Origin of the sequence: Chromobacterium sphagni (genome assembly GCF_001855555.1) — a bacterium.
In the GTDB taxonomy this organism is placed as follows: domain Bacteria; phylum Pseudomonadota; class Gammaproteobacteria; order Burkholderiales; family Chromobacteriaceae; genus Chromobacterium; species Chromobacterium sphagni.
In genome coordinates this window covers 22,822-39,415 of sequence record NZ_MKCT01000050.1, presented here as the reverse complement: position 1 = coordinate 39,415, position 16,594 = coordinate 22,822, and the positions used below count along the sequence as shown (strand labels likewise).

9 protein-coding genes and 2 rRNA genes are annotated in these 16,594 nt (G+C 59.8%); 6 read left to right on the top strand and 5 right to left on the bottom strand.

Going from position 1 to position 16,594, the window contains the following annotated elements; genetic code table 11:
- Nucleotides 1-163: 163 nt before the first annotated feature.
- The 4 genes from BI344_RS16670 (at nucleotide 164) to BI344_RS16655 (ending at nucleotide 5,921) form a co-directional block, all read left to right on the top strand.
- A 23S ribosomal RNA gene (locus BI344_RS16670) occupies nucleotides 164-3,059 on the top strand.
- Nucleotides 3,060-3,189: 130 nt separating this feature from the next.
- A 5S ribosomal RNA gene (gene rrf, locus BI344_RS16665) occupies nucleotides 3,190-3,304 on the top strand.
- Nucleotides 3,305-3,723: 419 nt separating this feature from the next.
- Nucleotides 3,724-5,187 (top strand): CHASE domain-containing protein, encoded by a 1,464-nt coding sequence (locus BI344_RS16660; RefSeq protein ID WP_071113992.1) that lies wholly within the window; start codon nucleotides 3,724-3,726, stop codon nucleotides 5,185-5,187.
- Complete coding sequence (locus BI344_RS16655; RefSeq protein ID WP_158021083.1) at nucleotides 5,184-5,921, top strand: sensor histidine kinase; 738 nt, start codon at nucleotides 5,184-5,186, stop codon at nucleotides 5,919-5,921. The genes BI344_RS16660 and BI344_RS16655 overlap by 4 nt, the downstream gene beginning before the upstream one ends.
- A gap of 42 nt (nucleotides 5,922-5,963) precedes the next feature.
- Here the strand turns inward: BI344_RS16655 and BI344_RS16650 are convergent, their stop codons facing one another.
- The 4 genes from BI344_RS16650 to BI344_RS16635 all read right to left on the bottom strand — a co-directional run bounded on the left by BI344_RS16650 (nucleotide 5,964) and on the right by BI344_RS16635 (nucleotide 9,362).
- Complete coding sequence (locus BI344_RS16650; RefSeq protein ID WP_071113990.1) at nucleotides 5,964-6,962, bottom strand: GlxA family transcriptional regulator; 999 nt, start codon at nucleotides 6,960-6,962, stop codon at nucleotides 5,964-5,966.
- Between the two features lie 140 nt (nucleotides 6,963-7,102).
- A complete protein-coding gene (locus tag BI344_RS16645; protein WP_071113989.1) occupies nucleotides 7,103-7,834 on the bottom strand; it encodes an ABC transporter permease in 732 nt (243 codons plus the stop codon).
- Nucleotides 7,831-8,520: an ABC transporter permease gene (locus BI344_RS16640; RefSeq protein WP_071113988.1), complete on the bottom strand. Its 690-nt coding sequence runs from the start codon at nucleotides 8,518-8,520 to the stop codon at nucleotides 7,831-7,833. The genes BI344_RS16645 and BI344_RS16640 overlap by 4 nt, the downstream gene beginning before the upstream one ends.
- 77 nt (nucleotides 8,521-8,597) lie before the next feature.
- Nucleotides 8,598-9,362 (bottom strand): ABC transporter substrate-binding protein, encoded by a 765-nt coding sequence (locus BI344_RS16635; RefSeq protein WP_071113987.1) that lies wholly within the window; start codon nucleotides 9,360-9,362, stop codon nucleotides 8,598-8,600.
- 477 nt (nucleotides 9,363-9,839) lie between these two features.
- Between BI344_RS16635 and BI344_RS16630 the strand changes: the two genes are divergently transcribed.
- Nucleotides 9,840-14,651 (top strand): NAD-glutamate dehydrogenase, encoded by a 4,812-nt coding sequence (locus tag BI344_RS16630; protein WP_071113986.1) that lies wholly within the window; start codon nucleotides 9,840-9,842, stop codon nucleotides 14,649-14,651.
- A 101-nt stretch (nucleotides 14,652-14,752) separates the two neighbouring features.
- Here BI344_RS16630 and BI344_RS25455 read toward each other — a convergent pair whose 3' ends face one another.
- Entirely contained in the window at nucleotides 14,753-15,028 is a 276-nt protein-coding gene (locus BI344_RS25455) for a hypothetical protein (protein ID WP_239690938.1), read from the bottom strand.
- Between BI344_RS25455 and BI344_RS16625 the strand changes: the two genes are divergently transcribed.
- Nucleotides 15,018-16,592, top strand: coding sequence for a bifunctional metallophosphatase/5'-nucleotidase (locus BI344_RS16625; protein ID WP_239690939.1), 1,575 nt, complete (start codon nucleotides 15,018-15,020; stop codon nucleotides 16,590-16,592). The two genes, BI344_RS25455 and BI344_RS16625, sit on opposite strands and share 11 nt — an antisense overlap.
- Nucleotides 16,593-16,594 lie beyond the last annotated feature (2 nt).

Sequence of the window (16,594 nt, the reverse complement as noted above, 5' to 3'; positions counted from 1 at the left end):
TAAGACGGCGAAATGAAAGCGTAGAGTTAATTCTGTACGCGGACAAATCGTCATCTTGGGTATTTGATTGTATCTAAGGCTGCGTCGCCATATCAAAAGGGGCGGTGCAGTCGTCGCGCAAACACGCTCTGTCATGAAGTGACGTAGGTTACTGAAATGATAGGGTCAAGCGACTAAGTGCATCTGGTGGATGCCTTGGCGATCACAGGCGATGAAGGACGTGTAAGCCTGCGAAAAGCGCGGGGGAGCTGGCAATAGAGCTTTGATCCCGCGATATCCGAATGGGGAAACCCGGCCCTTAGGGGTCATCCCAGACTGAATACATAGGTCTGAGGAAGCGAACTCAGCGAACTGAAACATCTAAGTAGCTGAAGGAAAAGAAATCAACCGAGATTCCGTAAGTAGTGGCGAGCGAACGCGGAACAGCCTGTATGTGATAGAGATTGAGTTAGTGGAAGGTTCATGGAAAGGACCGCCGTAGTGGGTGATAGCCCCGTACACGAAAACGCATTCTTGGTACTAAGCATACGAAAAGTAGGGCGGGACACGCGAAATCCTGTTTGAAGATGGGGGGACCATCCTCCAAGGCTAAATACTCGTGATCGACCGATAGTGAACCAGTACCGTGAGGGAAAGGCGAAAAGAACCCCGGGAGGGGAGTGAAATAGAACCTGAAACCGGATGCATACAAACAGTGGGAGCGGACTTGTTCCGTGACTGCGTACCTTTTGTATAATGGGTCAGCGACTTACATTCAGTGGCAAGCTTAACCGAATAGGGGAGGCGTAGGGAAACCGAGTCCGAATAGGGCGAATCAGTCGCTGGGTGTAGACCCGAAACCGAGTGATCTATCCATGGCCAGGATGAAGGTGCGGTAACACGCACTGGAGGTCCGAACCCACTAGTGTTGCAAAACTAGGGGATGAGCTGTGGATAGGGGTGAAAGGCTAAACAAACTCGGAGATAGCTGGTTCTCCCCGAAAACTATTTAGGTAGTGCCTCATGTATCACTTCCGGGGGTAAAGCACTGTTATGGCTAGGGGGTCATTGCGATTTACCAAACCATGGCAAACTCTGAATACCGGAAAGTGCCAGCATGGGAGACAGACAGTGGGTGCTAACGTCCATTGTCAAGAGGGAAACAACCCAGACCGCCAGCTAAGGTCCCAAATGATCAGTTAAGTGGTAAACGAAGTGGGAAGGCATAGACAGCCAGGATGTTGGCTTAGAAGCAGCCATCATTTAAAGAAAGCGTAATAGCTCACTGGTCGAGTCGTCCTGCGCGGAAGATGTAACGGGGCTCAAACTGATAACCGAAGCTGCGGATGGGCACAGTCAAATGTGTCCGTGGTAGGGGAGCGTTCTGTAGGTCTGTGAAGGTGTGTCGAGAGGCATGCTGGAGATATCAGAAGTGCGAATGCTGACATGAGTAGCGATAAAGCGGGTGAAAAGCCCGCTCGCCGAAAGCCCAAGGTTTCCTACGCAACGTTCATCGGCGTAGGGTGAGTCGGCCCCTAAGGCGAGGCTGAAAAGCGTAGTCGATGGGAAACGGGTTAAAATTCCCGTACTTTTGTGTAGTGCGATGTGGGGACGGAGAAGGTTAGGTCAGCAGACTGTTGGAATAGTCTGTTCAAGCCGGTAGGTGTGAAGAGTAGGCAAATCCGCTCTTCTTTAACACCGAGACGTGATAACGAGGGTCTACGGACCTGAAGTGACTGATACCACGCTTCCAGGAAAAGCCACTAAGCTTCAGCTACACAAGAACCGTACCGCAAACCGACACAGGTGGGCAGGATGAGAATTCTAAGGCGCTTGAGAGAACTCAGGAGAAGGAACTCGGCAAATTGATACCGTAACTTCGGGAGAAGGTATGCCTGTTGTGGTGTAAGACTTCGCGTCTGAAGCTATGACAGGTCGCAGAGAATCGGTGGCTGCGACTGTTTAACAAAAACACAGCACTGTGCCAACACGAAAGTGGACGTATACGGTGTGACGCCTGCCCGGTGCCGGAAGGTTAAGTGATGGGGTGCAAGCTCTTGATCGAAGCCCCGGTAAACGGCGGCCGTAACTATAACGGTCCTAAGGTAGCGAAATTCCTTGTCGGGTAAGTTCCGACCCGCACGAATGGCGTAACGATGGCCACACTGTCTCCTCCTGAGACTCAGCGAAGTTGAAGTGTTTGTGAAGATGCAATCTACCCGCTGCTAGACGGAAAGACCCCGTGAACCTTTACTGTAGCTTTGCATTGGACTTTGAAGTGGTTTGTGTAGGATAGGTGGGAGGCTATGAAGCCTGGACGCTAGTTCAGGTGGAGCCAACCTTGAAATACCACCCTGACCCCTTTGAGGTTCTAACCTTGGTCCGTGATCCGGATTGGGGACAGTGCATGGTAGGCAGTTTGACTGGGGCGGTCTCCTCCCAAAGTGTAACGGAGGAGTTCGAAGGTTACCTAGGTACGGTCGGAAATCGTGCTGATAGTGCAATGGCAAAAGGTAGCTTAACTGCGAGACCGACAAGTCGAGCAGGTGCGAAAGCAGGACATAGTGATCCGGTGGTTCTGTATGGAAGGGCCATCGCTCAACGGATAAAAGGTACTCCGGGGATAACAGGCTGATACCGCCCAAGAGTTCACATCGACGGCGGTGTTTGGCACCTCGATGTCGGCTCATCACATCCTGGGGCTGTAGCCGGTCCCAAGGGTATGGCTGTTCGCCATTTAAAGTGGTACGTGAGCTGGGTTCAAAACGTCGTGAGACAGTTTGGTCCCTATCTGCAGTGGGCGTTGGAAGTTTGACGGGGGCTGCTCCTAGTACGAGAGGACCGGAGTGGACGAACCTCTGGTGTACCGGTTGTCACGCCAGTGGCATCGCCGGGTAGCTAAGTTCGGAAGAGATAACCGCTGAAAGCATCTAAGCGGGAAACTCGCCTGAAGATGAGACTTCCCTGGAGGCTAGACCTCCCTGAAGAGTCGTTCGAGACCAGGACGTTGATAGGTCGGGTGTGGAAGCGCTGTGAGGCGTGAAGCTAACCGATACTAATTGCTCGTGAGGCTTGATCCTATCATTTGAGTGGCTTGGGAAACTGAGTGACGAAGATGGAGTGTGAGTGCGACACAATTGAGTACCCGAAAAAATATTCAGAACGCGTTGAGAGACGAGTTCAGGCTTCTTGAGTTTGTACCAGTTTATGTCTGGTGGCCATAGCGAGGTGGTCCCACGCCTTCCCATCCCGAACAGGACCGTGAAACGCCTTAGCGCCGATGATAGTGTGGCATTCGCCATGTGAAAGTAGGACACCGCCAGACGCCCGATAGCAGAACCCCAGCTCAATGAGCTGGGGTTTTTGCGTTTGGCGCGCCGGATGAATTTGTTGAAACCCCAGCTCATTGAGCTGGGGTTTCTGCGTTTGGGGCTGATCGCCCGCCCGCGCCCGTCGTGCCGGCTTCTCCCCAAGACTGTCAGGATTCTCGCCAGTTTGCACTGTTTCTATCTGGATGCGAAAGGGCGGCTTGCAAGCCCTCCCGTTGGCTTTGCCTGAGCGAGTACCGTACTCGAACCGGGTCACCTGGCGGCGCTCGGGCTTGGCGACCATCGGCGAGGCGGCTGCGGGTAGGCTGATGCCGCAATCATTGCTACCGTGGGCGATTTTTGCAAAAATGCGCGGCAGACGTTTTATGCAATGCATATTATTTGAAATGTCAGATAAATTCCTGAGGCGGGAGTCTTGAGTAAATTCAAAGGTGGCGAGTGGCTGCTGTTTGGTGCTATCTGGCTGATTTGCGCCCTTCTGGTGCTGAGCCAGTGGGGCATGGGGGAGTACCGCAGGCTGCAGGATGGTTTTGAGTTGGCTGCGCATCAGGCTTATGCCGGCGTGGCGCGCAGGCTGGACCAGAACGAGTCGGTGCTGTCGGCGATCGATGCCTTGCTGCTGTCGAGGGAGCCTTTCGATGCTCCCGCATTGAGCGCATTTTCACGGGAAATGCTGCCACGCTACCAGCAGTTGTACGCTATAGAGTTCTTCCGCAATGTGACTGCCGAAAATCGCGCGTCCTTCCTGCGCGAGATGGAAACCCGTTTCGGCGAAACCTTCTATATCCGCGATTTCGACGTGATGGGCAAGCGTAGCTGGCAGCCGGCGCCGGTGCGCCAGCAATCGCTGGTGGTGTCGATGATAGAGCCGGATTTGCCTGCGGCCAGCCCGGTGTTCGGCTACGACGTGCTAGGCGATCCCCATTTTGCCCCGGCGCTGCGCAAGGTCCTGCTGAGCGGGCAAAAGGTATCGTCCCGTCCGTTTGATTTGTATGACGGTGGCGGGCGCGCCTACATGCTGATGCAACCGCTGTTTCGCCAATCGGCCGCCGAATCCAGAAGGACGTCCGTTAAGCGGGAGCTGGCCGGAGTGGTCGCGCTGGTGGTGTTTTGCGACAAGCTGTTGCAGCTGCCGGTGGATCAAAGCCTGCCGGGCAGCCTGGATCTGTCCCTGCTGCCGAAGGAGGGCGATGGCAGCGAACCGTTGTACGAGCGCTTGCACCGCTTCGCCGAGCACGATTGGTGGCCGGTGGTGACGCGGCTGGAATTGCGCCTGCCTTTGAACAGCGAAGCTCAGCCCTTCGTGTTGGGTGTGGCGCAGGATGTGCGCCTGAATGATCTGGCCCTGCTGCCGCTCTTGCTGAGAGAGCTGTTCATCACCTTGTTGCTGGCGGCCGGCGGCCTGATCTATAAGCAGCGCATGGCTCTGCGGCGCGAGCGCAGCCAGGCTGACGAAGAGCTGTTTTTGCAGAGCGAGCGGGCATCGGTAACGCTCAGCGCCATTCATGACGGCGTGTTGATCTTGCGGCAGGACCGCTGCATAGAAATGGCGAATCCCATGGCCTTGCAGCTGGTGGAAATGCCGAGCGAGGAAGTGTTGGGGCAACCCTGCCACGAGGTGTTCCGTCTGCTGGGGGAACTGGCGTCGGAGTTTGCCGAGGACCCGATCAGTGAGTGCTTCCGCACCGGCCTGTCGGTGGAATTGCCGGAACGCATGCAGTTGACCACCGCGCGCGGCAAAGTGCATTTTGTCGAGGGCGGGGTGGCACCCTTGTTGTCGCGCGATGGCGTATTGATAGGCGTGGTGTGCGCCTTGCGCGACATGGGCCGTTGCGCCAGCGCACGGCGGAGGCGCTCGAAGCCAGTGAAACCCGTGTGAAGGAGCATCTGGAAAAGCTGTCTCATGTGGCGCGCCTGCATACCATGGGCGAGATGGCGTCCGGCATCGCGCATGAGCTGAATCAGCCGCTGACCGCGATTTCAAACTATTGCCAGGCGGCGATGCAGTTGCTGGACGGCGTTGAAGACGTGCCTCCGCAAGTGAATTCAGCGCTCAAGCTGGCTGTGGCCCAGGCGGGCAGGGCGGGGGAAATCATCAAGCGGCTGCGGGCATTGGTCAGCAAGCGGGCGATCGAGACTCGGCTGATCGACGTGAACCAGGTGGTGGGCAATTGCATGTTCCTAGTGGAGTACGATCTGCGCGAGCGCGGCATCGAAGTGGTGCAGTTGTTGTCCGGCTATTCGATTCCGGTGATGGCCGACAGCATCCAGCTGGAGCAGGTGGTGCTGAATCTGTTGTCCAATGCGATGGATGCGTTGAAGGACGAGCCGGCGATGAAGCGGCATGTGATCGTGCATACCCGGCGCGAGGGCAAAAAAGGAATACTGGAGGTGCGCGATACCGGCCGCGGCATCACGCCGGATCTACTGGAAGTGCTGTTCCATCCCTTCTTCTCCACCAAGCCTCATGGAATGGGCCTGGGACTGTCGATCTGCCAAACCATCGTCGAGCAGTACGGCGGGTTGATTTCGGCGGAGAACATTCCAGCCAGCGGCGCCTGCTTCCACATCGAGCTGCCGCTGGCACTGCAGGCCGAGCGCCAACTGACTTAGCGGATCCCGGCAAGGCGGTGCGCCTTGCCGATGGCGGGCTGGCTAGACCGGCTGGCGTTGCAGCGCGCTGGTCTGGGTGCGTTGCGCGCGCTCTTCGCGCGGGGTGATGTTGAAGTGGTTGCGGTAGGTGCTGGAGAAGTGCGGGCCGCTGGAAAAGCCGCAGGCCAGGCCGATCTGCACGATGGACTTGCTGGTTTGCTGCAGCAGTTGCCGCGCCCGGCTCAAGCGCAACTCCAGATAGTATTTTGATGGCACCGTGCCCAGGTATTGCTTGAACAGCCTTTCCAATTGGCGTCGGGAGACGCCTACATAATAGGCGATGTCGTCGGTCGACAGCGGTTCCTCGATATTGGCTTCCATCAGGCTGACCGCCTCGGTCAGCTTGGGCTGGCTGCCGCCGATGCGGGTGGCCAGCGGGATGCGCTGTCTTTCGTTGCCGGGGCGTATCCGCTCCATGCTGAACAGTTCGGATAGCTGGGCGATGAATTCGTGGCCTTGCTGTTTGCCAACCAGATCCAGCATGAAGTCGAAAGTGGCGGCGCCGCCTGCGCAGCTCAGGTAGCGGCCTTCGCTTTCGTACAAATTGGACGTGACGATCACATCGGGAAATTCTTCGGTCAGCCGCGAGATTTCGCGCCAGTGTATGGTGGCGCGCTGCCCTGCCAGCAGGCCGGCGCGGGCCAGCCAGTAGCTGCCGCAACCCAGGCCGCCCAGCGTGAGCTTGTCGGTGTTGCAGGCCGAGATGCCCTTGCTCAGCTCTTCGAGCGCAAACTCGTTGCCTATCTCGTCGGCCAGGATCAGCAGGTAGTCCAGCTTGGGGGCGTAGGACAAGGGCAGGTCCACCGCCAGCTTGACGCCGTTGGATAGCTGCACCTGGCTGCCGTCCAGCGACAGCAGCAGGGTTTCGTACAGGCGTTTCTCGGCCAGCAGATTGGCGTGGGCGAGCACCTCGGACGCGGCGGCGAAGTCGGCCATCGAGGCGTGGGGCAGAAGCAGGAAGCCAAAGCGCAGGGCTTTGCCGGTTTGGGGCGGGTGACCCATGGTGTGATTGTCTGTACTCGGGTGGCAAAAAGACCGCCATGCCGGGAGACCTGGCATGGCGGCGTATCTTGCCGTGCATTGTACGATTTATTTCCGTTGGCAGGCAGAAGAATTGCTGCCGGTCGCTATCGTTTACTGCCTTATTGCTTTCTGGGAGCGAGGAAAGCCAGGTAACGCCGCTCGGCCCGCTTCATCAGCCAGACCAAGGCGAAGGTCAGACCCAGGTAGATGACAGCCGCGGTGAGAAAAGGCTCGAACGGCATGTAGCTTTCGCTGTAGATGCGGCGCGCCACGCCGGTGAGGTCGGCCAGCGTCACTAGGCCGGCGATGGCGGTGCTCTGCAGCATCATGATCACCTCGTTGCTGTAGGCCGGCAGCGCGCGGCGCAGCGCGGACGGCAGCACGATGCGGCGCAGCATCAGCCACTGGCTCATGCCCATGGCGCGGGCGGCTTCTATCTCTCCCCAGTGGGTATTGCGTAGCTGGCCTGCGATGATCTCGGTGGTGTAGGCGGCGGTGTTTAGCGTGAAGGCCAGGATGGCGCAGACATAAGCGTTCTGCAGATACTGCCAGGCCCAGCTGTCGCGCACCCAGTCGAATTGCGCCAGGCCGTAGTAGATGATGAACAGCTGCACCAGTAGCGGCGTGCCGCGGAAGACGTAGCCGAACAACCAGACGCCGCCGGACAACAGGCGGTTTTGCGCCACGCGCGCGATGGCGAGCGGGATAGCCAGCGCCAGCCCCAGCAGCAGCGACACGCTCAACAGCTGCAGGGTGAGGATCAGGCCGTCGCTGCTGGCCAGCATCGGGCCGCCGTCATGGGCTCCGAAGAACTCCGGGAGCCGTTCGATAATAAGCTTCGGGTCGATCATAGACCGCTCTCCTTGGTGCCCATCGAATAGCGCCTTTCCATCCAGGCCAGCAGCAGATTGGAGAGGCCGGTGACGATCAGGAACAGCAGGCCGACGATGATGTAGACGTCGAAGGGTTGCTGGGTGGCCGATTTGGCGGCGTCGGCGCGGTACATCACGTCATTGAGGCCGATGACGGAGACCAGTGCGGTGGACTTGACCAGCACCAGCCAGTTGTTGGAGAAGCTGGGCAGCGCGAAGCGCACCATCTGCGGCAGGGTGATGCGGAAGAATACCCGCAGCGGACTCATGCCGTATGCCAGTCCGGCCTCCATCTGCCCCTTGTTCACCGCCATCATCGCGCCGCGGAAGGTTTCGGTCATGTAGGCGCCGAAGATGAAGCCCAGCGTCAGCACGCCGGCGACGAAAGGGTCGATGTCGGGGCTTCGCCAGCCCAGATAGCCGCAGACGTCGTTGAGCAGCATCTGCGCGCCGAAGAACAACAAGAACATCCATACCAGGTCGGGAATGCCGCGCACCACGGTGGAGTAGACCTCGGCCAGCAGCGTCAGCAGCCGCGACTGGGCGGATTTGAACAGCGCGCCTACCAGACCGAGCGCGATGGCAACCGCCAGTGCCGAGCCGGCCAGTTTCAGGGTGAGCACCGCACCTTCGAGGATGCTGGGTAAGTAGCCTTGCAGAAACATGAAGCAATCTCGAAAGAGGGGATTGCAGGCGCAGGCGCGCCAGGATGACAGCGCCTGCCCGAGATGGGGTGCCGGTATCAGCCGCCGTATACGTCGAAGCTGAAGTACTTGTCCTGAACCTTCTTGTAGCCGCCGTCCTTGCGCACCTGGTCTATAGCCTTGTTCAGGCGGTCGGCCAGCGCCTTGTTGCCTTTCTTGACGGCGATGCCGGCGCCCAGGCCGAAGTATTTGACCTCGGAGTAGTTGGGGCCGACAAAGGCGTAGCCCTTGCCCTGTGGCGTCTTGAGGAATTCGCCCTCGCCGACGGCGCCGTCGACGAACACCGCGTCGACGCGGCCGGATTTCAGGTCGAGGAAGGATTCAGGGGACTTGGCGTAGGAGACGACGCTGGCGCCGTTCTTGCCCCAGAAGTCCTTGGCGAACTTTTCCTGGGTGGAGGCGCGCAGCACGCCGATCTTCTTGCCCTTGAAGCTGGCGGCGTCTACCTTGGTGCCTTCCTTGGCTACCAGGCGGCTGGCGATATTGTAGTACTTGTGGGTGAAGTCCACCGCCTTCTGGCGTTCCGGCGTGATCTGCATCGACGAGATGATGGCGTCGAACTTGTTGGCGTTGAGCGCCGGGATCAGGCCATCCCAGTCCTGCGGCACGATCTGGCAGGTGACCTTCATCTCCTTGCACAGCGCATTGGCCATGTCGATGTCGAAGCCCTGCGGCTTGCCGTCGGTGCCTTGCTTGGAGAAGGGCGGGTAGTTGAGGTCGATGCCGAAGCGCAGGGTTTCGGCCTGGGCGGACAGGGAGGCAACCAGGGCAAAGCTGGCGCTTGCGATCAGTGCTTTTTTCATGATGTTGCTTCTGCTTCTCTATTTTCGGCTGGCTGCGCGACGCGCGCGGCTGCCGGCTTGTAAACCCCGCACCGGAGGCAGCGTTATTGTTCCGATCCGGGCCGTCTTGTGTTTATTGGCGGCCAAGGGACGCCACTTTCTGCAACATCAAGTGGCGGAATTGGTCAATCCCCATAAGCAAGTGCGCACATTCTACCTTACTTTGATATGAAAATGGAAATATCATAAAAAACAGCAAGTTACGCATGGTTTGTTGGATTGTCTACAATGTCCTCTGCAATGGTCTTTGTGTAACTGCTCGTCGCTTTGCTGTAAGGTATCGCGTGGATTCCGGGCCGGCTTATGCTTTTGGCGTACCCTGTTTGGAATGGGGTCAATCTGTTTTATGTAAGACTATGTCGCATTAAGGAAATCCCGGGCGGGTAGTGCTATCTACAATGCCCCGACAACCTCCCTGCTCACAACAAGAGAAGCTAAATGTCGCTTACCAACAAGACCGAACTGGCAAGCCTGATCGCAGATATTCAGGCTGTAGCCGAGAGCAAGCTTTCTTCCAAGGAGACCCAAACACTCGCCGCCTTCTTCCCGATCTACTTCGAAGAGACCGAACACGCCGACCTCAGGCAGTTCTCCTCGCTCGATCTGTTCGGCGCAGCCATGGCGCATTACGAGTTTGCCGGCAAGCGCAGCGCCGGCCAGGTCAAGTGCCGCATCTACAATCCCGATTTCGAGCGTGACGGTTGGCAAAGCACCCACACCGTGATCGAAGTGGTCAACGACGACATGCCGTTCCTGATCGATTCGATCACCATGCTGCTGTCGCGCTACAACCTCAATTTGCACCTGTTGGTGCACCCGGTGCTGTCGGTTGGCCGCGACAAGAGCGGGGCGCTGCAGGCAATCAAGCGCACCGAAGATCGCAGCCTGCCGCTGGAATCGCTGATCCATGTCCAGATCGACCGCATCAGCGACGCGGCATTGCTGCAGCAGCTGGAAACCGAACTCAAGCGCGTGATGGCCGACATCCGCCTGGTGGTCAGCGACGAGCCGAAAATGCGCGAAGTGCTGGCCGACATCGGCAAGGACCTGGCCAAGCTCAAGGGCGAGCGCGCCGCGGAAGCCAAGGAAGCCGTGGCCTTCCTGGAGTGGATGGCGGCCCGCAACTTCCTGTTCATGGGCTATTGCGACTACGATCTGGTCCGCCGCGACGGCAAGGACAGCTTGAAGATCGTCAAGCATTCCGGCCTGGGCATCCTGCAGGACCAGGGCGACAAGGAATACTCCGCCAGCTTCGAGCAGCTGCCGCAGGAGTTGCGCGAACTGGCGCATCTGCCGCAGCTGATCATCCTCAACAAGTCGCAGACCCGTTCCATCATCCATCGCCCGGCCTATGTCGACTTCGTCGGCATCAAGCGCTTCAATGACAAGGGCGAAGTGCTGGGCGAGCGCCGCTTCCTGGGCCTCTACACCGCCAGCGCCTACCAGATGTCGCCGAAGGATGTGCCCATCCTGCGCCAGAAGGTAGCCACCGTAGTCAAGAACTGCGATTTTGTCGACGACAGCTACAAGTCCAAGACCCTGGGCTTCGTGCTGGAAAGCTACCCGCGCGACGAGTTGTTTGAAATTCCGGCCGAGGTGCTGGGGCCGATCTCTGAAGGCATCGTCAGCCTGCAGGAGCGCCCGCGCGTGCGCCTGTTCGTGCGCAGCGACCGTTACCACCGCTATGTGAGCAGCCTGGTCTACGTGCCGCGCGACAGCTTCAGCACCGAAGTGCGCCTGAAAATAGAAAAAGTGCTGATGAACGCCTTCAACGGCAGCAGCGCCGAATTCAGCGTGCAGATCGGCGACGGCACCCTGGCCCGCGTGCACTACATCATCCGCACCAACGCGCCCAAACTGCCTGACTTCCACGAAGCCGACATCGAGGCCGAAATCGCCCGCTTGGTGCGCGGCTGGTCGGAAGAGCTGCATCAGCAACTGGTGGAGTCGCACGGCGAAGAGCGCGGCAACGCGCTGTTCAACCGCTACAAGGACGGCTTCCCGGTGGCTTACCGCGAAGAGTTCGCGGTGCGCAACGCGGTGCTGGACGTGCTGCATCTGGAAGGCATCAACGCCGGCGAGCCGCTGGCGATGAAGCTGTACCGCCCCTTCCATCGCGGCGGCGCGGCGTTCAACCTCAAGCTGTTCCGCGAAAGCGAGCCGATGGGCCTGTCCGCCAGCCTGCCCATCCTGGAAAACATGGGCGTCAAGGTGCGCGACGAGCATCCGTATTGCGTCAAGCGCGCCGACGGCACCCAGGTGTGGATCAGCGACTTCGGCCTGGACGTGGGCAGCTTCGGCGAGCAGATGGCCCGGGACCAGGTTCAACAAGACTTCCAGGAACTGCTGTCGCAAGTGTTCGCCAAGCGTTGCGAAAACGACGGCTTCAACCGCCTGGCGTTGGTGGCCGGCCTGGATTGGCGCGAAATCTCGCTGGTGCGCGCGCTGGCCAAGTATCTGCGCCAGGGCGGCCTGACCTTCAGCCAGGCTTACCTCGAGCAGTGCGTGGCCAACTATCCGGCCATCACCCGCAGCCTGGTGGAGCTGTTCTTCGCCCGCCTCGATCCGCAAGCGCATGACGACGAAAAGGCCGAGCTGCTGCTGGCCGCGGTGCGCGGCATGCTGGACGGCGTGGCCAATCTGGACGAGGACCGCATCCTCAATGGCTTCCTGACCGTGATCCTGGCCACCCGCCGCACCAATTTCTGGCAGAAGGGCACCGATGGCGAGTTCAAGTCCTACATCTCGTTCAAGTTGGAAAGCAACCAGATCGCCTTCCTGCCGCAGCCGCGGCCGATGTTCGAGATCTGGGTGTACAGCCCGCGCGTCGAAGGCGTGCACCTGCGCGGCTCCAAGGTGGCCCGCGGCGGCCTGCGCTGGTCCGACCGGATGGAAGACTTCCGCACCGAAGTGCTGGGACTGGTGAAGGCCCAGATGGTGAAGAACTCGGTGATCGTGCCGATGGGCTCCAAGGGCGGCTTCGTCGGCAAGCAGCTGCCGGCGCCGTCCGACCGCGAGGCCTTCCTGGCCGAAGGCATCGCCTGCTACAAGATCTTCATCTCGGCCCTGCTGGACGTGACGGACAACCTGGTGGCAGGCCAGATCATTCCGCCCAAGGACGTGCGCCGCCTGGACCCGGATGATCCGTACCTGGTGGTGGCCGCCGACAAGGGCACCGCGACCTTCTCCGACATCGCCAATGGCATTTCCGAATCCTACGGCTTCTGGCTGGGCGACGCTTTCGCCTCCGGCGGCTCCGCCGGCTACGACCACAAGGGCATGGGCATCACCGCCCGCGGCGCCTGGGAGTCGGTGAAGCGCCACTTCCGCCATCTGGGCATCAACACCCAGGAGCAGGATTTCAGCGTGATCGGCATCGGCGACATGGCCGGCGACGTGTTCGGCAACGGCATGCTGCTGTCCGAGCACATCTGCCTGAAGGCGGCGTTCAACCACCTGCACATCTTCCTCGATCCGACGCCGGACGCGAAGAAGAGCTTCGCCGAGCGCGCGCGCCTGTTCAACCTGCCGCGCTCCAGCTGGACCGACTACAACCGCGAGCTGATTTCCAAGGGCGGCGGCATCTTCGAGCGCTCGGCCAAGTCCATCCCGCTGTCGCCGGAAGTGAAGGCGTGGCTGGAGACCGACAAAGACCACATGGCGCCGAACGAGCTGATCCATGAAATCCTCAAGGCCAAGATCGACCTCTTGTACAACGGCGGCATCGGCACCTACGTCAAGGCGTCGACGCAGAGCCACGCCGACGCCCGCGACCGCGCCTGCGATCCGGTGCGCGTCAACGGCAACCAGCTGCAGGCGCGGGTGGTGGCCGAAGGCGGCAACCTGACCTGCACCCAGCTGGGCCGCGTCGAGTTCGCGCTGGCCGGCGGCCGCATCGCCACCGACGCCATCGACAACTCGGCAGGCGTGGATTGCTCCGACCACGAGGTCAACATCAAGATTCTGCTGGGCGCGGTGATGCAGGCCGGCGACATGACGCTGAAGCAGCGCAACGAGCTCTTGGCCGAGATGACCGACGAAGTGGGCCATCTGGTGCTGCGCAACAACGTGCTGCAGACGCAAATTCTGGCGATCAAGCGCCAGGAGGCGCCGGCGATGCTAACCACCCATGCGCGCATGATCGCCCACATGGAAAAGACCGGCGAGCTGAACCGCGAGATCGAATACCTGCCGTCGGAAACCCACATCAACGAGCGCCGCCTGGCGCGCCAGGGTCTGACCGTGCCGGAAATCGCGGTGCTGCTGGCCTATAGCAAGATCTCGCTGGACCAGGCCATCCTGGCCACCGACCTGCCGGACGACAGGGACTTCCTGCCGGTGCTGGTCAACTACTTCCCGAAACCGCTGCAACAGCGCTTCGGCAAGCAGATGGAACAGCACCAGCTGCGCCGCGAGATCATCTCCAACCAGCTGGCCAACCAGATCATCAACCGCATGGGCACGACGTTCGTGTTCCGCATGCAGGAAGAGTCGCCGTTCTCCGCGGCCGATATCTCCCGCGCATGGTGGATCGCCAGCCGCGTGTTCAACGCGGAAAGCCTGTGGGGCCAGATCGAGGCGCTGGACAACAAGGTGCCGGCCGACCAGCAGATGCAGCTGATGGTGCTGGTGCGCACGCTGGTGGAGCGCGTCACCCGCTGGGTGCTGCGCAACAAGCGTCCGTTCGGTTCGGTCAACGCGGTGATCGAGCAGTACGCCGCCAAGGTGCAAGGCCTGCTGGCGCAGTTGCCCAAGCTGGTGCCGTCGGCAAGCTACCCGGCGGTGGCCGCGCTGGAGCAGCGCATCGCCCACGCCAATCTGCCGCAGGCGCTGACTCAGGTGCTGGCGCGCCTGGAGTTCGCGGTGCCGCTGATGGACATCATCGAAATCAGCGAAGGCAGCAAGCTGACGCTGGAGCAGATTGCCGCCAACTATTTCCAGCTGGGCAGCGCCTTGCAGCTGGACTGGCTGCGCGACGCCATCACCAGCCTGCCGCGCGACAACCGCTGGCAGTCGCTGGCGCGCTCGGCGCTGCGCGACGACCTGTACCGCGTGCATTGCAACCTGGCTCGCCAGGCGCTGCTGGACGGTGAGGCAACCGAAGCCTTCGCCGTGAAATGGCTCGAAACGCGCCATGCCGCGGTGGAAGTGTGCGGCCAGATGTTCGCCGAGCTGCAGTCGTTCAGCGCGCTGGATCTGGCGATGCTGTCCGCCGGCATGCGCGAGTTGAACAACCATCTGCTGGCATGATCTTGCAGCGGTGATGTCCCGGCTGCGGTGTCGGGATGACAAAACGCCACGAGCTTGCTCGTGGCGTTTTTTATTGCGGCTACTTGTTGCGAAATTGCAAGTTATTGGAATTTAATTTTATTAAAAATCAGTTTTTTGTTTTTAAATGTCATTTTTCTTGTGTATGTTGGCGGATTGCGATGTTTGGCTGTGGCGGCGGCCGGCAGCGGACTGTCAACATAACAATGGAGCAAGTCAATGAAACTGATTCCGCTGAGCCTTTGCTTGAGCGTTACGCTGGCGCTGGCCGCCTGCATGTCCGATTCTTCTTCCGTGGCATCCAATCGCGGCGAAAATAATGACCAACAGGTGCCGAGCGGCGCGCCAGTGGCAGTCAAGCTGATCGCCTTCAATGATTTCCATGGCAATCTGGAGTCTCCCGGTATGCTGACGGTGCCGGACCCTGCCAATCCGGGCAAGACCATCAAGGTGAATGCCGGCGGCGTCGATTATCTGGCGGCCTGGGTGAAGTCGCTGCGCGACAAGTCGCCCAACACCGTGGTGGTGTCCGCCGGTGACCTGATAGGCGCCAGCCCGCTGGTATCCGGCTTATTCCATGACGAGCCGACGATAGAGGCGATGAATCTGCTGGGTCTGGACATCAACGCGGTGGGTAATCACGAATTCGACGACGGCCAAGCTGAATTGCTGCGGATGCAGAACGGCGGCTGCAAACCGGGCTCAGCCACCACTTGCCAGAACGGCGGCAAGTTTGTCGGCGCGAAATTCAAGTTCCTGGCCGCCAATGTGCAAAAGCCGGATGGCGGCACGCTGTTCCCGGCCTACGAAATCAAGAAGTACGGCAATATTCCGGTGGCTTTCATCGGCATGACCTTGAAAGGCACGCCGGAAATCGTCTCTCCCACTGGCCTCCAGGGCCTGAACTTCAAGGATGAAGCCGATACCGTCAATCAGTTGATACCCAAGCTGAAGCAGCAGGGTGTGGCGGCGGTGGTGGTGGTGGTGCACGAGGGCGGTTATCAGTCAGGCAGCTTCAACGATTGCAATGGAGTCTCCGGTCCCATCGTCGACATCGTGGGCAAGCTGGACAAGGCGGTGGGGCTAGTGGTCACCGGCCATACCCATCAGGCCTACAACTGCGTGATAGACGGCCGCCGGGTGACCAGCGCCAAGAATTACGGCCAGTTGTTCACCGAGATAGATTTCAAGCTGGATCCCGCGACCAAAGGCTTTGTGCCGGGATCGATTCAGGCAGCCAACCGGCTGGTAGGCCAGGACATCGCGCCGCGCGCTGAAGTGACCAGCCTGATCAAAATCTATCAGTCTCTGGTGGCTTCCATCGCCAACCGGGTGGTGGGGCAGGCGGCAGGCGCCTTGACTCGCGGGGTTAACGCGGCTGGCGAATCGACGCTGGGCGATGTGATTGCGGATTCCCAGCTGGCGGCTGGCCGGGAGCAGGGCGCGGTGGCTGCCTTCATGAATCCGGGCGGCATCCGCGCCGACATCGCGCCGGCGGCTGGCGGCGGCGTCAGCTACCAGCAGATCTATACCGTCCAGCCTTTCGGCAACACCATGATGACCATGACGCTCACCGGCCAGCAAATCGACCAATTGCTGGAGCAGCAGTGGAGCAATCCGACCCAGCCCAAGATCCTGCAGGTGTCGGCCGGCTTCAGCTATGAGTGGAGCCAATCGGCCCCCGCAGGCAACAAGGTGGATATTTCCAGCATCAAGATCAATGGCGTGGCGATTGATCCGCAGGCGGCCTACCGGGTGCAGGTCAACAACTTCATCGCTGGCGGCGGCGATGGTTTCACTGTATTGACCAAGGGGGGCAACCGGGTGGGTGGCGTGGTGGATGTGAATGCGCTGGAGGACTATTTCCAGACAAGGCCGATGGTGGCGGTGCCGCAGTTGAACCGCATCATCCAGCGGCCCTGAGC

Bases quoted from the DNA above. Each gene is read 5' to 3' on its own strand.
- BI344_RS16650 (WP_071113990.1), bottom strand. From the start codon at position 6,962: ATGGGTCACCCGCCCCAAACCGGCAAAGCCCTGCGCTTTGGCTTCCTG.
- BI344_RS16645 (WP_071113989.1), bottom strand. From the start codon at position 7,834: ATGATCGACCCGAAGCTTATTATCGAACGGCTCCCGGAGTTCTTCGGA.
- BI344_RS16640 (WP_071113988.1), bottom strand. From the start codon at position 8,520: ATGTTTCTGCAAGGCTACTTACCCAGCATCCTCGAAGGTGCGGTGCTC.
- BI344_RS16635 (WP_071113987.1), bottom strand. From the start codon at position 9,362: ATGAAAAAAGCACTGATCGCAAGCGCCAGCTTTGCCCTGGTTGCCTCC.
- BI344_RS16630 (WP_071113986.1), top strand. From the start codon at position 9,840: ATGTCGCTTACCAACAAGACCGAACTGGCAAGCCTGATCGCAGATATT.